At 71.0% G+C, this 18,948-nt stretch carries 23 protein-coding genes; 10 read left to right on the top strand and 13 right to left on the bottom strand.

What is annotated here, in order from left to right:
• Window positions 1-63 precede the first annotated feature (63 nt).
• On the bottom strand, window positions 64-1,017 hold the full coding sequence (locus OG373_RS17980) for a helix-turn-helix domain-containing protein (RefSeq protein WP_405439219.1): 954 nt from the start codon (window positions 1,015-1,017) through the stop codon (window positions 64-66).
• Window positions 1,018-1,142: 125 nt separating this feature from the next.
• Between OG373_RS17980 and OG373_RS17975 the strand changes: the two genes are divergently transcribed.
• A complete protein-coding gene (locus OG373_RS17975; RefSeq protein WP_405439218.1) occupies window positions 1,143-2,201 on the top strand; it encodes a saccharopine dehydrogenase NADP-binding domain-containing protein in 1,059 nt (352 codons plus the stop codon).
• A 133-nt stretch (window positions 2,202-2,334) separates the two neighbouring features.
• Window positions 2,335-3,336, top strand: coding sequence for a porphobilinogen synthase (hemB, locus tag OG373_RS17970; RefSeq protein ID WP_405439217.1), 1,002 nt, complete (start codon window positions 2,335-2,337; stop codon window positions 3,334-3,336).
• Window positions 3,337-3,460: 124 nt separating this feature from the next.
• On the opposite strand, the gene OG373_RS17965 is transcribed toward hemB, so the two are convergent.
• The 3 genes from OG373_RS17965 to OG373_RS17955 are packed head-to-tail and all read right to left on the bottom strand — an operon-like array spanning window position 3,461 to window position 5,922.
• Window positions 3,461-4,252 (bottom strand): ABC transporter permease, encoded by a 792-nt coding sequence (locus OG373_RS17965; protein WP_405439216.1) that lies wholly within the window; start codon window positions 4,250-4,252, stop codon window positions 3,461-3,463.
• Window positions 4,249-5,244, bottom strand: coding sequence for an ATP-binding cassette domain-containing protein (locus OG373_RS17960; protein WP_405439215.1), 996 nt, complete (start codon window positions 5,242-5,244; stop codon window positions 4,249-4,251). The genes OG373_RS17965 and OG373_RS17960 overlap by 4 nt, the downstream gene beginning before the upstream one ends.
• A 12-nt stretch (window positions 5,245-5,256) precedes the next feature.
• Window positions 5,257-5,922, bottom strand: a complete 666-nt coding sequence (locus OG373_RS17955) for a DUF4097 family beta strand repeat-containing protein (protein WP_397735013.1) — start codon at window positions 5,920-5,922, stop codon at window positions 5,257-5,259.
• Window positions 5,923-6,172: 250 nt separating this feature from the next.
• Here OG373_RS17955 and OG373_RS17950 point away from each other — a divergent pair, with 250 nt between their 5' ends.
• The 3 genes from OG373_RS17950 (at window position 6,173) to OG373_RS17940 (ending at window position 8,105) form a co-directional block, all read left to right on the top strand.
• Complete coding sequence (locus OG373_RS17950; protein ID WP_405439214.1) at window positions 6,173-6,904, top strand: helix-turn-helix domain-containing protein; 732 nt, start codon at window positions 6,173-6,175, stop codon at window positions 6,902-6,904.
• Window positions 6,905-7,006: 102 nt separating this feature from the next.
• A complete protein-coding gene (locus tag OG373_RS17945; RefSeq protein ID WP_405439213.1) occupies window positions 7,007-7,606 on the top strand; it encodes a hypothetical protein in 600 nt (199 codons plus the stop codon).
• 226 nt (window positions 7,607-7,832) lie between these two features.
• The gene (locus OG373_RS17940) at window positions 7,833-8,105 is read left to right on the top strand and encodes a DUF1876 domain-containing protein (RefSeq protein WP_189970925.1); all 273 of its coding nucleotides are present in this window, start codon (window positions 7,833-7,835) and stop codon (window positions 8,103-8,105) included.
• 48 nt (window positions 8,106-8,153) lie between these two features.
• On the opposite strand, the gene OG373_RS17935 is transcribed toward OG373_RS17940, so the two are convergent.
• Both OG373_RS17935 and OG373_RS17930 read right to left on the bottom strand, forming a co-directional pair.
• Entirely contained in the window at window positions 8,154-8,909 is a 756-nt protein-coding gene (locus tag OG373_RS17935; RefSeq protein ID WP_405439212.1) for an ABC transporter permease, read from the bottom strand.
• A complete protein-coding gene (locus OG373_RS17930; RefSeq protein ID WP_405439211.1) occupies window positions 8,906-9,841 on the bottom strand; it encodes an ATP-binding cassette domain-containing protein in 936 nt (311 codons plus the stop codon). Before OG373_RS17930 ends, OG373_RS17935 begins: the two co-directional genes overlap by 4 nt.
• Before the next feature lie 100 nt (window positions 9,842-9,941).
• Between OG373_RS17930 and OG373_RS17925 the strand changes: the two genes are divergently transcribed.
• Window positions 9,942-10,712 (top strand): TetR/AcrR family transcriptional regulator, encoded by a 771-nt coding sequence (locus OG373_RS17925; protein WP_405439210.1) that lies wholly within the window; start codon window positions 9,942-9,944, stop codon window positions 10,710-10,712.
• Here the strand turns inward: OG373_RS17925 and OG373_RS17920 are convergent.
• Window positions 10,702-10,947 carry a DUF397 domain-containing protein gene (locus tag OG373_RS17920; protein WP_405439209.1) on the bottom strand — a complete coding sequence of 82 codons (246 nt, stop codon included), beginning with the start codon at window positions 10,945-10,947 and terminating at the stop codon, window positions 10,702-10,704. The genes OG373_RS17925 and OG373_RS17920 overlap by 11 nt on opposite strands.
• Window positions 10,944-11,768, bottom strand: coding sequence for a helix-turn-helix domain-containing protein (locus tag OG373_RS17915; RefSeq protein ID WP_405439208.1), 825 nt, complete (start codon window positions 11,766-11,768; stop codon window positions 10,944-10,946). The genes OG373_RS17920 and OG373_RS17915 overlap by 4 nt, the downstream gene beginning before the upstream one ends.
• 113 nt (window positions 11,769-11,881) lie before the next feature.
• On the opposite strand from OG373_RS17915, the gene OG373_RS17910 reads away from it, so the two are divergent.
• Window positions 11,882-12,268 carry an ATP-binding protein gene (locus OG373_RS17910; RefSeq protein WP_397734995.1) on the top strand — a complete coding sequence of 129 codons (387 nt, stop codon included), beginning with the start codon at window positions 11,882-11,884 and terminating at the stop codon, window positions 12,266-12,268.
• Here OG373_RS17910 and OG373_RS17905 read toward each other — a convergent pair.
• The 4 genes from OG373_RS17905 to OG373_RS17890 form a co-directional block, all read right to left on the bottom strand.
• Entirely contained in the window at window positions 12,178-12,681 is a 504-nt protein-coding gene (locus tag OG373_RS17905) for a DUF3995 domain-containing protein (RefSeq protein WP_405439207.1), read from the bottom strand. The genes OG373_RS17910 and OG373_RS17905 overlap by 91 nt on opposite strands.
• Window positions 12,682-12,766: 85 nt before the next feature.
• Complete coding sequence (locus tag OG373_RS17900) at window positions 12,767-13,564, bottom strand: VOC family protein (RefSeq protein ID WP_405444101.1); 798 nt, start codon at window positions 13,562-13,564, stop codon at window positions 12,767-12,769.
• 114 nt (window positions 13,565-13,678) lie between these two features.
• On the bottom strand, window positions 13,679-13,816 hold the full coding sequence (locus OG373_RS17895; protein ID WP_405439206.1) for a hypothetical protein: 138 nt from the start codon (window positions 13,814-13,816) through the stop codon (window positions 13,679-13,681).
• 147 nt (window positions 13,817-13,963) lie between these two features.
• Complete coding sequence (locus OG373_RS17890; protein ID WP_398668376.1) at window positions 13,964-14,311, bottom strand: DUF6247 family protein; 348 nt, start codon at window positions 14,309-14,311, stop codon at window positions 13,964-13,966.
• Between the two features lie 181 nt (window positions 14,312-14,492).
• On the opposite strand from OG373_RS17890, the gene OG373_RS17885 reads away from it, so the two are divergent.
• Together OG373_RS17885 and OG373_RS17880 are read left to right on the top strand one after the other, a co-directional pair.
• Window positions 14,493-14,735: a type II toxin-antitoxin system VapB family antitoxin gene (locus OG373_RS17885; RefSeq protein WP_405439205.1), complete on the top strand. Its 243-nt coding sequence runs from the start codon at window positions 14,493-14,495 to the stop codon at window positions 14,733-14,735.
• Window positions 14,732-15,136 carry a PIN domain nuclease gene (locus OG373_RS17880; protein WP_405439204.1) on the top strand — a complete coding sequence of 135 codons (405 nt, stop codon included), beginning with the start codon at window positions 14,732-14,734 and terminating at the stop codon, window positions 15,134-15,136. The genes OG373_RS17885 and OG373_RS17880 overlap by 4 nt, the downstream gene beginning before the upstream one ends.
• Before the next feature lie 64 nt (window positions 15,137-15,200).
• Here the strand turns inward: OG373_RS17880 and argS are convergent, their stop codons facing one another.
• Window positions 15,201-16,970: an arginine--tRNA ligase gene (argS, locus tag OG373_RS17875; RefSeq protein ID WP_405439203.1), complete on the bottom strand. Its 1,770-nt coding sequence runs from the start codon at window positions 16,968-16,970 to the stop codon at window positions 15,201-15,203.
• A 177-nt stretch (window positions 16,971-17,147) separates the two neighbouring features.
• Between argS and lysS the strand changes: the two genes are divergently transcribed.
• A complete protein-coding gene (gene lysS / locus OG373_RS17870) occupies window positions 17,148-18,878 on the top strand; it encodes a lysine--tRNA ligase (protein ID WP_397734989.1) in 1,731 nt (576 codons plus the stop codon).
• Window positions 18,879-18,948: the final 70 nt, after the last annotated feature.

Genomic DNA, 18,948 nt, shown 5'->3' with positions numbered 1-18,948 from the left:
TCGGTGTACAGCTGAGGGCCCGGGTGCGGTGCGCACCCGGGCCCTTTGCGTTTCCGGTCGCCGTCAGGCGGGGTTCGCGCTGCGGAAGGCGCGGCGGTAGCTGTCGGGCGGGACTCCGACGACCCGTTTGAACTGGCGCCGCAGGGTGGTGGCGGTGCCCATGCCGGTGGCGACGGCGACTGCCTCGATCGTTTCGTCGGTGGCTTCGAGCAGCTCCTGGGCGCGGCGCACGCGCTGGGTCAGCAGCCATTGCAGCGGGGTCTGGCCGGTGACCGCCCGGAACCGGCGTCCCAGATGGCGCGGGCTCGTACTGGCCCGGCGCGCCATGTCGGTGACGGTCAGCGGCCGGTCGAGGCGCTGCCGGGCCCAGGCGAGCAGGTCGGCGAGCCGGTGGTCGCCGCCGCCCGATTCCTGGACCGGGGTGGAGACGAACTGGGCCTGACCGCCGGGCCGGTGCGGCGCCATGACGAGGCGGCGGGCGATGGAGTTGGCGACGGCTGCGCCGTGGTCGAGGTGGATCAGGTGCAGGCACAGGTCCACGGCGGCGGCCTTGCCCGCGGCCGTGAGCACGCTGCCGTTGTCCGTGTAGAGGACGTCCGCGTCGACCTCGGCCAGTGGGTGACGTGCGCTCAGCTCCGCGGCGTGCGCCCAGTGGGTGGTGGCCCGCCGGCCGTCGAGCAGGCCCGCGGCGCCGAGGACGAAGGCCCCGGTGCACAGGGAGGCGACCCGAGCGCCGGCCGCGTGGGCCGTTCGTACGGCCTCGACCAGCTCGGGCGGCGGCGGTTCGTCGACGTCGGCGCAGGCGGGCACGATCACGGTGTCGGCCCGGGCCAGGTGCTCCAGCCCGTGCTCGGGTTCGACGGTGAAGGGGCCGACGCGCACGGGGCCGGGGCCGCAGAGCAGGACGTCGTACCAGCCCTGCGGGGCGTCGAGCGGGGGATTGCCGAAGATCTCGTAGGCCACCGCCAGCTCGAAGTGCAGCAGGTGACCGGCGGCCGCCAGGGCGACTGTGGGCATGTCCGAAAGTGTACGGGTGATGTCGTTCCGGACCATCACGGTGCGGGCCCGCCCGCCCCGAGACTGGGTTCATCGAGCCGCAGAGGGCACAGCGGGCACAGTGGGCACAGGGGACGGGGAACGCGATGAGCACGAGCAGGGTGGGTACGACGGGCGCGACGGGCGCCGTGGTGGTCTACGGGGCGACGGGACACACCGGCCGCTTCATCGTCGGCGAGCTGCGCAGGCGCGGTATCGCCACCGTCGTCTCCGGCCGCAACGCCGACCGGTTGGCGGCGCTGGCCGCCGAGGGAGCAGGGGACGTGCTCGTCCGCCCGGCCGCCGTGGACGACCCGGCCTCGCTGGACCGGGCGCTCGCCGGAGCGGCGGCCGTGATCAACGCCGCCGGACCGTTCGCGACGACGGGGGGCCCGGTCGTGGAGGCGGCCCTGCGCGCGGGGATCCCGTACGTCGACGTCGCGGCGGAGATCGAGGCGAACGCGGCGATGTTCGCCGACCGCGCGGAGGCCGCCCGCACGGCGGCGGTGCCCGTGGTGCCGGCCATGGCCTTCTACGGGGGCCTGGGTGACCTGCTGGTCGCCGCGGCCATGGGCGAGTGGACGGCGGCGGACGAGGTGCACGTCGCGTACGGGCTGAGCAGCTGGCAGCCCACGGCGGGCACCCGGGAGGCCGGCGAGGTGTCCCACGAGCGCCGCGGCGGCCGCCGGGTGCGGTTCGCGGACGGCGCGCTGCAGTACCACGGGGACGAGCTGTCGGAGCAGGAGTGGCTCTTCCCGGAGCCGCTGGGCCGGCGGACGGTGATCGCGGAGTTCACCATGGCCGATGTCGTCACCGTGCCCAGCCACGTGGCCGTGCCCGAGGTGCGTACGTACATGGCGGTGGAGGCCGCGCGGGACCTCGCCGGGGCGGACACGCCGGCGCCGGAGGCGGTCGACGACCTCGGCCGGTCGGACCAGACCTTCGTCGTGGACGTCCTGGTCCGCGCGGGCGGCGCCGAGCGCCGCGCCACGGCCCGGGGCCGGGACATCTACGCGGTCACGGCGCCGCTGGCGGTGGAGGCGGTGGAGCGCCTGCTGTCCGGGCGCACCCGGACGACGGGGGTGGCCTCGGCCGCCGCGATGTTCGACGCGCCGGACTTCCTGCGGGCGCTGGCCCCGTACCTGTCGGTCGAGCTCTCGCACTGACCACCGGGCGGGCGGCCGTCCGGGGAGCCGGTCGGTCGGCCGGTCGGTCCGGGGACGGGTGGAGCCCGGGTGCGGGGGGCCCGGGCTCTACCCTTGTCCGGACTGCTGTCGATGCTCGAAGAGGCGACTGAAGATGAGCGCGTACGGATCCTTCCCCGGTTCGCGGCCCCGCCGGCTGCGCACCACCCCGGCGATGCGGCGGATGGTCGCGGAGAACCGGCTGCACCCCTCGGACCTGATCCTCCCGGCGTTCGTCCGGGAGGGCATCAGCGAGCCCCTGGCGATCTCCGCGATGCCGGGGGTCGTGCAGCACACCCGGGACACGCTGCGGAAGGCCGCCGTGGAGGCGGTCGAGGCGGGGGTCGCCGGGATCATGCTGTTCGGTGTTCCGGCCGACGAGAACAAGGACGCGCTGGGCACGGCGGGCACCGAGCCGGACGGGATCCTGCAGGTCGCGATCCGTGATGTGAAGGCGGAGGTCGGGGACGACCTGGTGATCATGTCGGACCTGTGCCTGGACGAGTACACGGACCACGGTCACTGCGGCGTGCTGGACGAGCACGGGCGCGTCGACAACGACGCGACGCTGGAGCGGTACGCCGAGATGGCGCAGGTCCAGGCGGACGCGGGCGTCCATGTGGTCGGGCCCAGCGGCATGATGGACGGTCAGGTCGGCGTCATCCGTGACGCGCTGGACGAGACCGGGCACGAGGACGTCTCGATCCTCGCCTACACGGCGAAGTACACCTCCGCCTTCTACGGCCCCTTCCGCGAGGCCGTCGCCTCCTCGCTGCAGGGCGACCGCAAGACGTACCAGCAGGACCCGGCGAACGCCCGGGAGTCCCTGCGGGAGCTCGCCCTCGACCTGGAGGAGGGCGCGGACATGGTGATGGTCAAGCCGGCCGGTCCCTACCTCGACATCCTGTACCGGGTCGCGCAGGCGGTGGACGTACCGGTGGCGGCGTACCAGATCAGCGGCGAGTTCGCGATGATCGAGGCGGCGGCGGAGAAGGGCTGGATCGAGCGCGACCGGGCCATGCTGGAGACCCTGCTGGGCATCAAGCGGGCGGGCGCCGACACGATCCTCACCTACTGGGCGACCGAGGTCGCGGGCTGGCTGCGCGAGGCCCGCTGACGCCCGGCCGTTGCCACGGCGCCGGCGTTGCGGCGGTGGGGCGGAATGCCGACGGGCGGCGCACTCCGACCGTGGTGTCGGGGCACGCCGCCCTGGGGCGGAACGGGTCGTGCTGTCATGGCGGTTACTTCGGGTCGCGGTTGAACGAGGCGGTCGACCAGCGGTAGCCGAGGGCGGCCAGGGCGATGGACCAGGCGACCGCGAGCCAGCCGTTGTATCCGATCTCGGTGCCGAGGAGCAGGCCGCGCAGGGTCTCGATGGCCGGGGTGAAGGGCTGGTACTCGGCGATCGGCTGGAACCATCCCGGCATCGCGTCGATCGGGGTGAACGCGCTGGAGATGAGCGGCAGCAGGATCAGCGGCATCGCGCTGTTGCTGGCGGCCTCGGCATTGGGGCTGACCATGCCCATCCCGACGGCGATCCAGGTGAGTGCGAGGGCGAAGAGCGCGAGCAGTCCGAACGCCGCCAGCCACTCCAGGGCGGTGGCGTCCGTGGAGCGGAAGCCGATGGCGACGGCGACGGCGCCGACGAGGACCACGCTGGCGATCGACTGCAGGACGCTGCCGACGACGTGCCCGATGAGCACGGAGCCGCGGAAGATCGCCATCGTACGGAAGCGGGCGATGATGCCCTCGGACATGTCGGTGGAGACGGACACCGCGGCCCCGATGACGGTGCTGCCGATGGTCATCAGCAGGATCCCGGGGACGACGTACGCGATGTACTCGGAGCGGTCGGCGCCGCCGCCGCCCATGCCCGCGCTCATCACGTCTCCGAAGATGTAGACGAAGAGCAGGAGCAGCATGACCGGGGTGAGCAGCAGGTTCAGGGTCAGCGACGGGTAGCGCCGGGCGTGCAGGAGGTTGCGGCGGAGCATGGTGGAGCAGTCGCGGACGGCGAGGGAGAAGTTGCTCATCGGACGTTCTCCTTGGTCTGACCGGGCTGACCGGGCTGGCCGGACTGGCCGGGCTGGTCGGGGATGCGGGTGCCGCCGCCGGTGAGGGCGAAGAACACGTCGTCGAGGTCGGGGGTGTGCACGGTGAGTTCGTCGGCCTCGATGCCGGCGTTCTCCAGCCGGTCGAGGAGGGTGCGCAGCTCGCGCTGGCTGCCGTCGCTCGGGATCTGCAGGGCCAGTGCCTCGTCGTCACGGGTGACTCGGGGCAGGGCGAGGGCGGCGGACCGGTAGGCGGCCGGGTCGGTGAAGCGGAGCCGGACGTGTCCGCCGGGGATCATCCGCTTCAGCTCTCCGGCGGTGCCCTCGGCGGCGATCCTGCCGTCGTTGAGGACGGCGATGCGGTCGGCGAGCTGGTCGGCCTCCTCCAGGTACTGGGTGGTGAGGAAGACCGTCACCCCGTCGGAGACGAGCTCGCGGATGATCTGCCACATGTTGTGGCGGCTGCGCGGGTCGAGTCCGGTGGTCGGCTCGTCGAGGAAGATGATCCGCGGGCTGCCGACCAGGGTCATCGCGATGTCGAGGCGGCGCTTCATGCCGCCGGAGTAGGTGGATGCGGGCTTGGATGCGGCTTCGACCAGGTCGAAGCGCTCCAGGAGTTCGGCGGTGACCCGCCGCCCCTCGCGGCGGGACAGGCGGTGCAGGTCGGCCAGGAGGAGCATGTTCTCCTCGCCGGTGATCAGGCCGTCGACGGCGGAGAACTGGCCGGTGACACCGATCGCGGCGCGGACGGCCTGCGGGTGGGTGGCGAGGTCGTGGCCGGCGACGCGCAGGTCGCCGGCGTCGGGGGTGACGAGGGTGGAGAGGATCTTGACGGCGGTGGTCTTGCCGGCACCGTTCGGGCCGAGCAGGGAGAACACCGTTCCTTCGGGGACGGCCAGGTCGATGCCGTCGAGGACGGTCTTGTCTCCGTAGGACTTGCGCAGCCCGTTCGCCGCGATCGCCAGGTTGGTCATGAGGGGTTCTCCTTAGAGGCTGCGGGCGGTGATGTCGCCGTAGGCGGTGGTCGCGTGGATGGTGAGGTCGGCGGCGCCGTTGTTCCGGAGCGAGTTGTGGATGCGGCCGTAGCTCGTGCCGGCGTCGAGGGAGGCGGAGACGCCGCGGGCGGCGCCGACGGTGATGTCACCGGCCTGGGTGGAGAGTTCGACCGCGCCGTGCTGGGCCTCGGCGATGCTCAGGTCGCCCTTCTGGGTGCTGATCCGTGCGGGGCCGCCGAGTCGGCCGACCGTGATGTCGCCGGCGAGGAGGGTGAGGTGGGCGCCGGCGGTCTCGTCGACCTTGACCGTGCCCTGGGCCCCCTCGAAGGCGAGGTCTCCCAGGCGCCCGACGCCGCGGAACTCGGCGGCGGCCGTCTTCGCCTCGACGCGGGAGCCGGCCGGCAGTTGGACGGTGACCTCGACGGATCCGGAGTTTCCGAGGATCCGGTTCTTCGGGGCCGGTGCCTCGATCCGCAGGACGCCGTCGCGGTATCCGATCCGGATCTCCTTCGCCGCCTTCACGTCGCGGCTCTTGCCGGCGTCGGCGGGGAGGACCTCGACGGTGGTGTCGGCGCGGTCGGCGGCGATGAGGCGGATGCGTCCGGCGGGGATGTCCAGGACGGCGGTGACGGGGGAGGTGGTGGCGAACTTCTGCATGGTGCTTCTCCTTCTTCCGCAGCGGGCGCCCGGTGCGCCCTGCTGTTTCTGATGAATGAAAAGCTACGTTGCGTTCGCTGCTCTGGCAACAGACTCGTTGCGCGCAATCAGCATTCGTGCAGGTCAAGCGTTGTATTTCATTGCAATGGTTTCGCGCTTAATGCAACAGTGCACCCGCTGTTCGTTGCAATGAAATGGAAGTGAACGCTATAGTGGGAGACACCACGGACCCACCACGAAGGAGATCGCGATGCCGGGAGGCAGGCTCACCCAGCAGGAACGCCAGCAGATCGCGCTGGGACTGGCCGACGACCTCGCCTATGCCGAGATCGCCAGGCGCCTGGACCGTCCGACCTCGACGATCTCGCGCGAGGTCATGCGCAACGGCGGCCCGGGCGCCTACCGCGCCGAGCTGGCGCACCGCGCCACCGAACGCCGCGCGCACCGCAGGCAGTCCGTGCCCCGCGGCGCCGAGGCGCCCCCGCAGGCCCACGGGCGCGACCCCGAGGCGGTGCGCGAGTACGAGGAGGCCTTCACGGACGTCCTCGTCCAGGCGGGGACGCCCAGGATGATGGCCCGGGTGATGGCCTGCCTCTACATCACCGACACGGGCAGCCTCACCGCGGCCGAACTCGTCCAGCGCCTCCAGGTCAGTCCGGCGTCCATCTCCAAGGCGATCACGTTCCTCGAAGGCCAGGGCCTCGTCCGCAGGGAACGCGACGAGCGCCGCCGCGAGCGCTACTTCGTGGACGACGACGTCTGGTACCAGGCGACGATCGCCTCCGCCCGCGTCAACGCCCAGATCATCGCGACCGCCCGCCAGGGCGTGAGCATCCTCGGCCCCGACACCCCGGCCGCCAACCGCCTGGAGAACATCGCCCGCTTCATGGACTTCGTCTCCGAGGGCATCACCCGCGCCGCGGAACAGGCCCGCGCGGTCCTCCACGCGAAGCCGGCGACGCCCCCGGACGACCCGGCCTGATCCCGAACGTGAGTACGCGCACTCAGGCGCGCGGCCCGCTGAACTGCGAACCTCATAGGCGTACATGCGTATTTGGCGCGGCAGTGCCACAGAGGGGCGGACATGCAGGACGGCGATCTCAAGGTCTCCAAGGTGTCTTGGGAAGCGGCGGTGCGGCACCTGTACGAGGACGCGTTCACGTTCAGCGCCACCGGTCCGCGGGGGCACGAGGACTGGTCTGCCGACGTGCTCGCCGTCATGGAGCGCGCCGTCCCCGACCCGCGCGGCTGGGCGGGGCTCGACGACACCGCGAACGAGCGCTCTCAGGAACACCCCGCCTTCCCGTTCTGCCGCCCGTCCTTCAGGGCCGATCCGTCCCGTCCGCTCACCCCGGCCGACGTCAGGGAACGGCTGTACGAGATCGACCGTGCGAGCGCCGAGAATCTCCTTCTCGCACTCACCGACGACGGCTGCACCCTGCGGAACCTCGAAAGGTTCACCGAGAGCTTCGAAGAGCTTCAGGGCCGGGCCCGCACCATCCTCGCCCGCTACGGGGACGCGTTCACCTGTCACACCAACGTCAGCTCTATCGGGCACGTCGGCACGCTGGACTTCGGGAAGCCCATGGGCTGGTTGCCTATGACCTTCTACGGGGAGGACTGCGGCCTGGTCGTCGTCTCCGAGACCGAGGTCGGGCTGTTCTGGGCATTCGGCGACATCTGAGCCCTGACAGGAGGAGTCCATGCCGACCCGATCCACCGAGGCCGCCACCTGGGAAGCCGCGCTGCTACGGCTCCCGGAGGACGTCTACACCTTCGCTCGCAGCGGCCCCCGGCGCATTGAGACGACGCCCCGCCACCCCACCCCGGCCCGAAGGCCGCCCGGCTCGCGTCGTGTCCGCCGCGGGCGCACTCTGGAGGGAAGGGTGACCCCCTGGAGGTGATGCACCATGGCCACGCTCGTCGGGTGGCATGTGGAGCTCGAATTCACCGAGGAGGGCCACCGCACCAGTGCGGCGGCCCTGGTAAGGCTCGGGGACGGCTCCGAGATCAAGGCGCGGGGCTATGCCTTGCGTCACCCCTCCGACCCGGAGCAGTTGAGGGTCGGGGAAGAGATCGCGGGCGCTCGCGCGCTCATGGATATCGCGTCGCAGATGCTGCAGAAGGCCCACTCGGAGATCGACGAGGCGACGGGCCGTACTTCCTACCCGCTGGGCGGCTGAGCGAGCGGTCGCACCATCGACCCGTTGAGGGGCTCCGACAGGGGTCCCTCAACGGGTCCTGTTGCGGAAGAGCGCGCCCGCGAGGGTCACCGCGACGACCGTGATGCCCGCGCACCAGGTCAGTGCGATCCACGGCGCGTCACCGGCGGGCTGCGCCAGGAGCAGGGCGCGCAGGGATTCGATCACCGGGGTCAGCGGCTGGTGGTCGGCGAAGCCGTGGAGCCAGCCGGGCATGGTCTCGATGGGGACGAAGGCGCTGGAGGGGTACGGCAGGAACATCATCAGGAAGGTGAACCCGCCCGCTGCCTCGGGCGACTTGGCGAGCAGCCCGAGTACGGCGGCCAGCCACGAGATCGCCGTGATGTACGCGAGGAGCAGCCCGGCGGCGGCGAGGAACGCGGCCGGGCCGGCCTGGGGCCGGAAGCCGATGGCGAGGGCGACGGCGAGGACGAGGGTGGTGGAGATCAGGTTCCGCACCACCGAGGCCGCGACATGCCCGGCGAGGATCGGGACGGCGCCCATGTCGAGGGACCGGAAGCGGTCGATGACGCCGTTCGTCATGTCCTCGGAGACGCTGACGGCGGTGGAGGCCGCGCCGAAGCCCGCGCAGAGCAGCATCGCGCCGGGGACCACGTACGTCACGTACGCCGTTCCGGTGTCGATGGCCCCGCCGAAGAAGTAGACGAAGATCAGCATCAGCATGACGGGCAGCATCAGGGCGGCGATCAGCGCGTCGGGCCGGCGGCTGCTGATGCGCAGGCTGCGGCCCGCCAGGGCGAAGGCGCTCACGGGCACGGCGGTCATCGGTCGGCTCCCGTCAGGGCGAGAAAGACGTCGTCGAGGGTGGCACTGCGCAGGGTGAAGCGGTCGATGTCGGTGCGGTCCGGGTCGAGTTCGTCGAGCAGGGCCCGGACGTGGGCGGCGGTGCCGTCCGTGGGCAGGCCGAGGGTGAGCTCGTCGGGGGCGAGGTGGACGGCGCGCGGGGCGAGGGCCTCGTAGGCGGCGCCGGTGGTGAGGGTCAGGTCCAGGCGGTGTCCGGCGACGCGGGACTTCAGTTCGGCCGGGGTGCCCTCGGCGGCGATGCGGCCGTCGGCGAGGACCGCGACCCGGTCGGCGAGCCGGTCCGCCTCCTCCAGGTACTGGGTGGTGAGCAGGACGGTCGTGCCGTCGGTGCGCAGTTCCCGTACGAGCTCCCACAGGTCCTGGCGGCTGCGCGGGTCGAGTCCGGTGGTCGGCTCGTCGAGGAAGAGCACCTCGGGCCGGGAGACGAGGCTCGCGGCGAGGTCGAGGCGCCGCCGCATACCGCCCGAGTACGTCTTCGCGGTGCGGCCTGCCGCTTCGGTGAGCCCGAACCGGGTCAGCAGCTCGTCGGCGCGGGCGCGGGCGGCGCGCGGGGAGAGCCCGGTCAGCCGCCCCATCATGCGCAGGGTCTCGGTGCCGGTCAGGAGTTCGTCGACGGCGGCGAACTGCCCGGTGAGCGCGATGAGTTCACGCACCCGGGAGCGTTCGGTGACCGTGTCGAGCCCGGCGATGCGGGCGGTTCCGGAGTCGGCGGCGGTGAGGGTCGCGAGGATCCGGACGGTGGTGGTCTTGCCGGCGCCGTTGGGGCCGAGGAGGGCGAGGACGCTGCCGCGCGGGACGGCCAGGTCGATGCCGTCGAGGACGCGGAGGTCGCCGTAGGACTTGGTCAGGCCGGCGGCGTGGATGCCGAGGTCGCCTGAGGCGTGCGTGGTCATGGGGGACGGTGCTCCCTTCGCCGTTCTGCGTATGCCTTACGCTCTTCTGTGTAAGTAATACACAGAACTAGGATGGGGGTCAATCGAGGAGTGGGCGGTCATGGCGGACGAGGACAGCGGGACCGGACTCCCGGCGAGTCTGGAAATGGCCTGGGGTCTGCGCGAACGCCCCGGAAAGGGGCCGCGCCCCACGCTCACGCTGCCGAAGATCGTGGAGGCGGCCGTGACGCTGGCCGCGGGTGAGGGGATGGACGCCGTCTCCATGGGCCGCGTGGCCAAGGAGCTGGGCGTCTCGACGATGTCCCTCTACCGGTACGTCGCCGCCAAGGAGGAGCTGTACGTCCTCATGTCGGACGCGGGGGTGGGCACCCCACCGCCGTTGCCGCCGGAGGCGGAGGGGTGGGGGTGGCGCGAGCTGCTGACGAACTGGGCGTACGCGCAGCGGGCCGTACTGATGGCCAACTCCTGGATCCTGCGCATCCCGATCACGGCCCCGCCCGCGACCCCGAACCAGCTGGCCTGGATGGACCGGGGGCTCGGAGCGATGGCCGGTACGGGCCTGAAGGAGGGCGAGAAGCTCTCCACGATCATCCTGATCGGCGGCCTGGTGCGGAACGAGGCCACCATGGCCGCGGACATGATCGACGCCATCGTGAAGTCCGGCGTCGCCCCTGAGCAGGCCCTGGCCCAGTACGTCCGCACGCTGCGGCTGCTCGCCGGCCCGGACAGCCACCCGGCGGTGACGCGGCTGCTGGACTCCGACGCGTTCAGCGGCGCCGGCGAGCCGGACTTCCAGTTCCGCTTCGGCCTGGACCGCATCCTGGACGGCCTTGCCCCGCTGGTCGCCGAGCGAGGAGACGCTACCGGCTGACCCACCCGGTCAGCTGTGCCCAGCTCGCCGGGGCGAGGTCCAGGACGGGGCCGCCTGTGACCTTTGAGTCCCGGACGTGGACCGTGTCGGTGCAGGTGGCAACCTCGACGCACTGACCGCCGTCGCTGCCGCTGTATGAGGACTTGTGCCAGGCCACGGCGACTTCCAGGCAGGCGCCGCCTTCATCGCCGCTGTAGCTGGACTTGAACCACTTCAGTGCAGGCGTGGCGCTCATGTCTCTCCTAGCAGGCGGTCCAACAGGCCCCGTGTCTGCTCGGTGTTGAGGGCCTGAGTCCGCAGCATTGCATACCTGCGCGCCATGATGCTGACCTCATTGGGGTCCGAGATCAGATGGCTGCCACGTTGGGTCTCGGTGTAGCCGAGGTGCTGGTGGGCCTGGGTCTCCACGATGGTGAACGGACCGTCGAGAGCGGCGTGAGAGGTCCCGCCCAGCGGCATCACCTGGAGGCTCACGTCCGGTAGGTCGGCGCAGGCGCGGAGATGGCGCAGCTGTTCCGTGTACACCTCGTCCCCGCCGAGCCGGTCGCGGAGCACGGCCTCCCCGATCACGAAACTCAGGGTCGGCGGCGTGCTGCGGCGCAGAATCCCCTGGCGTGCCATGCGGCGGGCGGTCAGCGCCTCGATCTCTGCCTCAGGGTGGGCCGGGACGCGGCACCTGAAGACGGCCCGGGCGTAGTTCTCCGTCTGGAGCAGGCCCGGCACCACCTGGTTGTCGAACCAGGAAAGCGCGATCGCGCTGGCTTCGAGGTCCATGTACTCCTCGGCCCACGGCGGAGTCGCGTCCATGGTCGGCATCCCGTGGGCCGCCACGGTCAGCAGGCCCGGCAGCCCCAGGGCTTGGTCCATCAGCTCGGCGACGTTCGGCATCAGGGCGCGGCGGCCCTGTTCGATGGAGGCGATGGTCTCGGCGTCCAGCCGGACCAGCTCTCCGAGCTGCTTCTGGGTCAGGTTCTTGGCGATGCGGGCGGCGGCCACCATCGCGCCGACCATCTTCATGGTCGTCGCGTTCGGCCGTACTCGTTTCCTCGGTGGCATGACAGCGAACTCCCCACCCACGCAAGCGGAATACCCCGTGCCGACCCGTACTCATCAAGGAGTACGGGTCGGCGCTCAGCCACACGCTAGTCACGCAACGCGACGATCGTCCGGTGAATCCAACTATTCAGGCGGCGCTCGTGCGCGAGCGTCTCTACCTGCGCTCGCCCCGAACCGTCGCAGCTGCGCGGCAGTTCACACGTGACACCTTGCGGGCGTGGGGCGTGCACGAACGCCGCGAGGACATGTTGCTCTGCGTGAGCGAGCTGGCGACCAACGCGCTGCGGTACGGCGTCCCGTCCGGCCGCGGGTACCTGCTGCGGCTGTTCGGCTTCGAGGACACGACCATCCGCATCGAGGTCCACGACAGCGGGCCCGGGTTCTCCCGGATCACCGGGAAGCCGCACGGTCAGGGGCTGACCCTCGTCGCCGCGCTCGCCGACGAATGGGGGGTGCTTCCCCGGGCACCCGGGAAGGTCGTCTGGTGCGAGTTCCGCTGAGCGGCGAGGCGGGCCGCGGCCCAGGCCGCAGCCAGGCAGAGCGGGGTGTAGAGCGCCAGGTTGAGGGCGTGGAAGGGGCTGTCGGGCGGGCTCGGCAGGAGGCCGGCGGCCCAGCCGAGGCCCGCGAGGCCCCGTACGGCCAGGCCGGCCGCCACCGCGGCGGTGACCGCGCGGCTCGCCCGGCCGCCGCGGCCGCGGGTGCGGGCGAGGACGGCGGTGGCTCCGGTCAGCAGCACGGCGGCCAGCGGGAGCACCGCGCCCGGCCCGAAGGACGTCTCGATGCCGAGGACGGCCAGTGAGAGCGCCCGTTCGTCGGCGGCGGGCCAGGTCGCGCCGGTGGCCCAGTACAGGTGCGCCAGTCCGTCGGCCGCCAGCAGTCCGGCGACAGCCGTTCCCGTGCGCTTGTTCCTCATGATGTGAGCCCCCTTCGTGGTGAACGAACCGTCACCGGGAAGGAGGGGGCGCACAGGGCGAACATTCCCTGTGCGCCGGGTCACATCAGGCGGTCGGCTCCGGCATGGTCGCCGTGATCACCGCGAAGGGTCCGCCCTGCGGGTCGGTCAGGACGGCCATGCGGCCCGCCACCATGTCGAAGGCGGGGGCGAGGACGTTGCCCCCGGCCCGTTCGGCGGCGGCCTGGATCTCGTCGACGTTGTCGACCTGGAAGTACGGCAGCCAGTTCGGGGGAGTGCCGGGCGGTGCCTTGTCCAGGTTCATCATTCCGCCCACCACGCGGCCGGCGACCTTGAACTCCGTGTACCCCTCGGCGCCCGGCATGTGGGAGGCGGCGGTGGTGATCGGCAGGACGGCGGAGTAGAACGCGGCGGCGGCGGGGACGTCGCTGGTGCTCAGCTCGTTCCAGATGAGGGCGCCGTGCTCGTTGACGATGCCGGCGCCGTCGAAGGTGCCCGGCTGCCAGAAGCCGACGACCGCACCGGTCGGGTCGGCGATGACGGCCATCCGGCCGAGGTCCATGACGTCCATCGGGCCGACCATGACCGTGCCGTGGGCGTCGGTGACGGCCTTGAGGGTGGAGTCGATGGCGTCGGTGGACAGGTACGTGGTCCACACGGTCGGCGGCATCGGGTCCGGGACGGTGCCGTCCGGGTTCATCGCCTTCATGATGCCGGCGACGGGCTGCCCCTTGAGCGTGCAGACGGAGTAGCCGCCCTGCTCGGCCGGGCCGACCTCGCCCTGCCAACCGAACAGGTCGCAGTAGAAGTCGAGGGCGGCCTGCTGATCGGGAACCATCAGGTCGATCCAGCACGGGGTGCCGGGCTTGTAGGGGCCGTTCATGTCGGGCACGGATGCCTCCGGTGGCGGATGGGGGAAGGACGGGCCGTCCCCTACCCGGCCCGTACGGCCCGAATCGAGCCGTACGGGTGAACAGTTGGACCGCTCTGCCCGCTCCTACTGCCAGAAGATCTCCTCGACCACGATCTGTGGCTCGGCCACCCTGGGGAGGAAGGTGAATCGGATCCACCCGCGGAAGCCGTCGAAGTACGCGATGTGAGGGCCCCGGGGGACGGTGGACCGCGCGGGTTCCACGTTCTCCCCGCGGTACGGTGTGCGACGTGCGCAGCTCGAAGAGGACGTCCCAGAGCGCCTCGCGGGCAGTCTCGGGCAGACCGAGCCGATATTTCTCGGCGTCCTGGGTACAGTCCACGGCCCACGGAGGCCCGGTGAACTCTTCGCTCACTCGCCGGGCTCCCGCTTGCGCAGCTCGTGGCGGATGCGAGACGCCTCGTCGAGGAGTTTGCGGGCCGCTTCGGCGTCCGTGGCTTCGGCCGCCCGCTTTTCGAGATCGTTGACGTGGCGGTCCAGCCCAGGGTCGCGTGCGAGGGCGTACTCGCCCCACCAGCGGGCCATGAACGCGGGCACCGGCGCGATGTCGTAGGCGTCGGCGATCTGCTGCCGCCAGGCGCTGTCGAAGTCGGGCAGCAGCGCCGGAGCGTGGGCGGCTATGGCGGCGCGCAACGCCTTCGGCGTGTACTCCGGCATCGGCGGCACGGATCCGCCGGGCTCAGGTGTCGCGGTCGTCATTTCCGGTTCCTCCTCGGATCGGACACGTCCACCCTAGCCGTCGGGGCCCGGCCGCGGCCGGGGAACGCGACGGCCCCGGGGCGGATGCGCCGGGGGCCATCGGGTGGGACCTTGGTGCGACCGACGCGCCATTGATATCCTTTTCTTGAATTGTATATACGGCGATGATCCGGAGGCGGCCATGTCCAGAACGGTGATCGACCTCGACGACGACGCGCTCGCCGAAGCCGCGCAGCTCCTCGGTACCACCACGAAGAAGGACACCGTCAACGCCGCCCTCCGCGAGGTCGCGGACCGCAGGCGCCGGGCGGCGGCCGTCGAGCGGATGCGGCAGATGGTCGACGAGGGCGAGATCGACTTCGGGGCGATCGGGCACGGTTACGTCGACGGTCCGGCGGATGGCAAGGAGCAGCCGGCAGCGTGAGCGAGGACTTCCTCATCGATACGAGCGCGCTCGTGCGGTTCTACCGGCGTCAGGCCGGATCCGAGTGGGACCGACTGGTCGAGTCCGGCCGGGTGGGACTGTGCGAGCCGGTCCGGCAGGAGTTCCTGCGCGCGGTCGGCGGTCGGCCCGCCTACTACGAGGCGGACGGCCTGCTCCGGGACGTGTTCCCCTACTGGACCGCACGTGACTCCGTGTGGGCGGAGACGGAAGCCCTGCAGCGGCGGCTGGCGGACGCCGGTGCCCACCAGTGCGCGAGCCCCGTCGACCTGCTGGTGGCGGTCATCGCGCAGCAGCACGGGCTGACCGTCCTTCACCAGGACGCCGACTTCGAGACGGTCGCCCGGGTCACGGGACAGCCGGTACGGCGCATTCTCGGCTGATCGAAACGGCGCCGCCCCGGCCCGAAGGCCGGGGCGGCGCCCATCCGTCAGCGGTAACGGCAGGTCAGAGCTTCTCGGGGGTGCGGATGCCGAGGAGGGACATGCCCTTCGTCAGCGTGCGGGCCGTCAGGTCGCACAGGAAGAGGCGGTTCTCGCCCACCACCAACTCCGGCTCCGGCTTCACGACGGGGCACTGGTCGTAGAACGTCGTGAACAGCGAGGACAGCTGGTAGAGGTACGCCGCCACCTTGTGCGGGGCGTGGTCCGCGGCCGCCTCGGCGATCAGCTCGCCGAAGTGGTCCAGGTGCAGACCCAGCGCGCGCTCGGCCGGGGCCAGCTCCAGCTCCGGGTGCGCGACCGGCTTGCGGTCGCCGGCCCGGCGCAGGATCGACTTGATACGGGCGTACGCGTACTGGAGGTACACCGAGGTGTCGCCGTTCAGCGAGACCATCTGGTCCAGGTCGAACTTGTAGTCGCGTGCCGCCGAAGTCGACAGGTCGGCGTACTTCACCGCGCCGATGCCGACGTACTGGCCGTTCTCGACGATCTCCGCCTCGGTCAGGCCCACCTTCTCGGCCTTCTCGCGCACGACGGCCGTCGCCCGCTCGACGGCCTCGTCCAGCAGGTCCACCAGCCGGACCGTCTCGCCCTCACGGGTCTTGAACGGCTTGCCGTCCTTGCCGAGCACCGTGCCGAAGGCCAGCTGCACGGCCTTGACCTCGTCGTTCAGCCAGCCCGCCCGGCGCGCCGTCTCGAAGACCATCTTGAAGTGCAGGGACTGCCGCGCGTCGACCACGTAGATGAGCTCGGTCGCGCCGAGGTTGCCCACCCGGTCGCGGATCGCCGACAGGTCGGTCGCCGCGTAGCCGAAGCCGCCGTCCGACTTCTGCACGATCAGGGGGGTCGGGTTGCCGTCCGGGCCCTTGACGTCGTCGAAGAAGACGCAGAGCGCGCCGTTGGAGCGGACGGCGACGCCCGACTCCTCCAGCAGCTTGCAGGTCTCCACCAGCATGTCGTTGTAGCCGGACTCGCCGACCACGTCGGGGTCCTGGATGTCCATGTCCAGCTTGTTGAAGACCGAGTAGAAGTAGATCTTCGACTCGTCGACGAACCGCTGCCAGAGGGAAAGGGTCTCGGGGTCGCCCGCCTGGAGGTCCACCACCCGGGCCCGGGCCCGCGTCTTGAACTCCTCGTCGGAGTCGAAGAGCGCGCGCGAGGCCTTGTAGAGGCGGTTCAGGTTGGACATGGCCTCCTCGCCGGAGACCTCCTCGTCCGACTTGTGGTCCAGCTCGTGCGGGTGCTCCAGCAGGTACTGGATGAGCATGCCGAACTGGGTGCCCCAGTCGCCGATGTGGTGGCGGCGGACCACCTTCTCGCCCGTGAACTCCAGGATCTCCACCATCGCCGCGCCGATGACGGCGGAGCGCAGGTGCCCGACGTGCATCTCCTTGGCGACGTTCGGCTGCGCGTAGTCGATCACCGTGGTGCCCGGGTTCGCCGCGAGCGGGACGCCGAGGCGGTCGTCGCCGGCCCGTGCGGCGAGGGTCTCGATGATCGCCCGGTCGGTGATGGTGATGTTCAGGAAGCCGGGGCCCGAGACCTCGATCTCCCGGATCAGGTCACCGGTCGGGATGCCCTCGACCACGGTCGTCGCCAGCTCGCGCGGGTTGGCCTTGGCCTTCTTCGCGAGCGCCAGGATGCCGTTGGCCTGGAAGTCGGCCCGGTCGCTTCGTCGCAGCAGCGGGTCGGTGGCACCGGCCTCCGGCAGCGCGGAGGCGAGGGCGTCCGCGACGCGCTGATTGACGGAAGAAGCGAGGGAAGGGACCGAGGCCATGAGCTGCCGTTCCTGTGAGGTTGTGCCGGTGGGTGCACTTGGTTGTTCCGACAAGTGCCGAGTATCCCACGCGGCCGCTGCCGGTTCTTCTGGATATGGGGCCGTGGAGCAACCCCGGAGCGGCCCGATCCGTCTGGGAGAATGGCTGAAGCCAGCATTCGAGTAGAAGGACGTGTCGTGGCTCAGAGCAGCACCGAGACCGACTGGGTCTCCCGTTTCGCGGACGAGGTCATCGCCGAGGCGGAGCGCCGAGCACCCGGCAAACCTGTCGTCGTCGCGTCCGGAATCTCGCCTTCCGGCCCGATCCACCTGGGCAACCTCCGCGAGGTCATGACCCCGCACCTGGTCGCGGACGAGATCCGCCGCCGGGGCATCGAGGTCAGGCACCTGATCTCCTGGGACGACTACGACCGCTACCGGAAGGTGCCCCAGGGCATCCCCGGCGTGGACGAGGAGACCTACGGCCAGTACATCGGCCGCCCCCTGACCTCCGTCCCCGCTCCGGCCGGATCCCCGTACGCCACCTGGGCCGAGCACTTCAAGGCCGCCCTGATCGGCGCCCTGGACGAGCTGGGCGTCGAGTACGACCCGATCAGCCAGACCGAGCAGTACACCTCCGGCGTGTACCGCGAGCAGGTGCTGCACGCCATGAAGCACCGCGGCGACATCGACGCCGTCCTCGACCAGTACCGCACCAAGCAGAAGCCGGGCGGCAAGAAGCCCCAGCAGAAGCAGGCCGACGAGGCCGAGCTGGAGGCCGCCGAGGGCTCCGGCGCGGCCGCCGAGGACGACGGCAGCACCGGCGAGGGCGGCTACTTCCCGTACAAGCCGTACTGCGGCGAGTGCGGCAAGGACTTCACCAAGGTCACCTCGTACGACGACGAGACCACCGAGATGACCTACGTCTGCACCGAGGACGAGTTCACCGAGACGGTCAAGCTCAGCGAGTTCAACCGCGGCAAGCTGGTCTGGAAGGTCGACTGGCCGATGCGCTGGGCCTACGAGGGCGTGATCTTCGAGCCCTCCGGTGTCGACCACTCCTCGCCCGGCTCGTCCTTCCAGGTCGGCGGGCAGATCGTGCACATCTTCGGCGGCGAGCAGCCGATCGGACCGATGTACGCGTTCGTCGGCATCAGCGGCATGGCGAAGATGTCCTCCAGCAAGGGCGGGGTCCCCACCCCGGCCGACGCGCTGAAGATCATGGAGCCGCAGCTGCTGCGCTGGCTGTACGCGCGCCGCCGCCCCAACCAGTCCTTCAAGATCGCCTTCGACCAGGAGATCCAGCGGCTCTACGACGAGTGGGACAAGCTGGAGGCCAAGGTCGCCGACGGCTCCGTCCTGCCCGCCGACGCCGCCGCGCACACCCGCGCCGTGCGCACCGCGGCCGCCGAGCTGCCGCGCACCCCGCGGCCGCTGCCGTACCGGACGCTCGCGTCCGTCGTCGACATCACCGCCGGCCACGACGAGCAGACCCTGCGGATCCTGACGGACCTCGACCCGACGCAGCCGCTCACCTCCCTCGACGAGGTACGGCCGCGCCTGGACCGCGCCGAGAACTGGATCACCACCCAGGTCCCGGCCGACCAGCGGACCCTCGTGCGCGAGGACGCCGACGCCGAGCTGCTGTCGTCCCTGGACGACGAGGGCCGCGAGTCGCTGCGGCTGCTGCTCGAAGGGCTCGACTCGCACTGGTCCCTGGACGGGCTGACCACGCTCGTCTACGGCGTTCCGAAGGTCATGGCCGGACTGGAGCCCGACGCCAAGCCGACGCCGGAACTCAAGGTCGCGCAGCGGACGTTCTTCGCGCTGCTGTACCGCCTCCTCGTGACCCGCGAGACCGGTCCGCGACTGCCCACGCTGCTGCTGGCGGTGGGCGCGGACCGCGTGCGCAAGCTGCTCGCCGTCTGAGCCCGTAGGAAGCATGCGGAAGGGCCCGCACCCCTCGGGGTGCGGGCCCTTCCGCATGGCGGTACGTCGG

It is taken from the genome of Streptomyces avidinii, assembly GCF_045161815.1.
In the GTDB taxonomy this organism is placed as follows: domain Bacteria; phylum Actinomycetota; class Actinomycetes; order Streptomycetales; family Streptomycetaceae; genus Streptomyces; species Streptomyces avidinii.
This window is presented reverse-complemented; position numbering and strand designations above follow the sequence as displayed.

What these genes read in the sequence shown, in the direction of transcription:
- OG373_RS17980 (WP_405439219.1), bottom strand. Translation starts at nt 1,017, where the DNA reads ATGCCCACAGTCGCCCTGGCGGCCGCCGGTCACCTGCTGCACTTCGAG.
- OG373_RS17975 (WP_405439218.1), top strand. Translation starts at nt 1,143, where the DNA reads ATGAGCACGAGCAGGGTGGGTACGACGGGCGCGACGGGCGCCGTGGTG.
- hemB (WP_405439217.1), top strand. Translation starts at nt 2,335, where the DNA reads ATGAGCGCGTACGGATCCTTCCCCGGTTCGCGGCCCCGCCGGCTGCGC.
- OG373_RS17965 (WP_405439216.1), bottom strand. Translation starts at nt 4,252, where the DNA reads ATGAGCAACTTCTCCCTCGCCGTCCGCGACTGCTCCACCATGCTCCGC.
- OG373_RS17960 (WP_405439215.1), bottom strand. Translation starts at nt 5,244, where the DNA reads ATGACCAACCTGGCGATCGCGGCGAACGGGCTGCGCAAGTCCTACGGA.
- OG373_RS17955 (WP_397735013.1), bottom strand. Translation starts at nt 5,922, where the DNA reads ATGCAGAAGTTCGCCACCACCTCCCCCGTCACCGCCGTCCTGGACATC.
- OG373_RS17950 (WP_405439214.1), top strand. Translation starts at nt 6,173, where the DNA reads ATGCCGGGAGGCAGGCTCACCCAGCAGGAACGCCAGCAGATCGCGCTG.
- OG373_RS17945 (WP_405439213.1), top strand. Translation starts at nt 7,007, where the DNA reads ATGCAGGACGGCGATCTCAAGGTCTCCAAGGTGTCTTGGGAAGCGGCG.
- OG373_RS17940 (WP_189970925.1), top strand. Translation starts at nt 7,833, where the DNA reads ATGGCCACGCTCGTCGGGTGGCATGTGGAGCTCGAATTCACCGAGGAG.
- OG373_RS17935 (WP_405439212.1), bottom strand. Translation starts at nt 8,909, where the DNA reads ATGACCGCCGTGCCCGTGAGCGCCTTCGCCCTGGCGGGCCGCAGCCTG.
- OG373_RS17930 (WP_405439211.1), bottom strand. Translation starts at nt 9,841, where the DNA reads ATGACCACGCACGCCTCAGGCGACCTCGGCATCCACGCCGCCGGCCTG.
- OG373_RS17925 (WP_405439210.1), top strand. Translation starts at nt 9,942, where the DNA reads ATGGCGGACGAGGACAGCGGGACCGGACTCCCGGCGAGTCTGGAAATG.
- OG373_RS17920 (WP_405439209.1), bottom strand. Translation starts at nt 10,947, where the DNA reads ATGAGCGCCACGCCTGCACTGAAGTGGTTCAAGTCCAGCTACAGCGGC.
- OG373_RS17915 (WP_405439208.1), bottom strand. Translation starts at nt 11,768, where the DNA reads ATGCCACCGAGGAAACGAGTACGGCCGAACGCGACGACCATGAAGATG.
- OG373_RS17905 (WP_405439207.1), bottom strand. Translation starts at nt 12,681, where the DNA reads ATGAGGAACAAGCGCACGGGAACGGCTGTCGCCGGACTGCTGGCGGCC.
- OG373_RS17900 (WP_405444101.1), bottom strand. Translation starts at nt 13,564, where the DNA reads ATGAACGGCCCCTACAAGCCCGGCACCCCGTGCTGGATCGACCTGATG.
- OG373_RS17890 (WP_398668376.1), bottom strand. Translation starts at nt 14,311, where the DNA reads ATGACGACCGCGACACCTGAGCCCGGCGGATCCGTGCCGCCGATGCCG.
- OG373_RS17885 (WP_405439205.1), top strand. Translation starts at nt 14,493, where the DNA reads ATGTCCAGAACGGTGATCGACCTCGACGACGACGCGCTCGCCGAAGCC.
- argS (WP_405439203.1), bottom strand. Translation starts at nt 16,970, where the DNA reads ATGGCCTCGGTCCCTTCCCTCGCTTCTTCCGTCAATCAGCGCGTCGCG.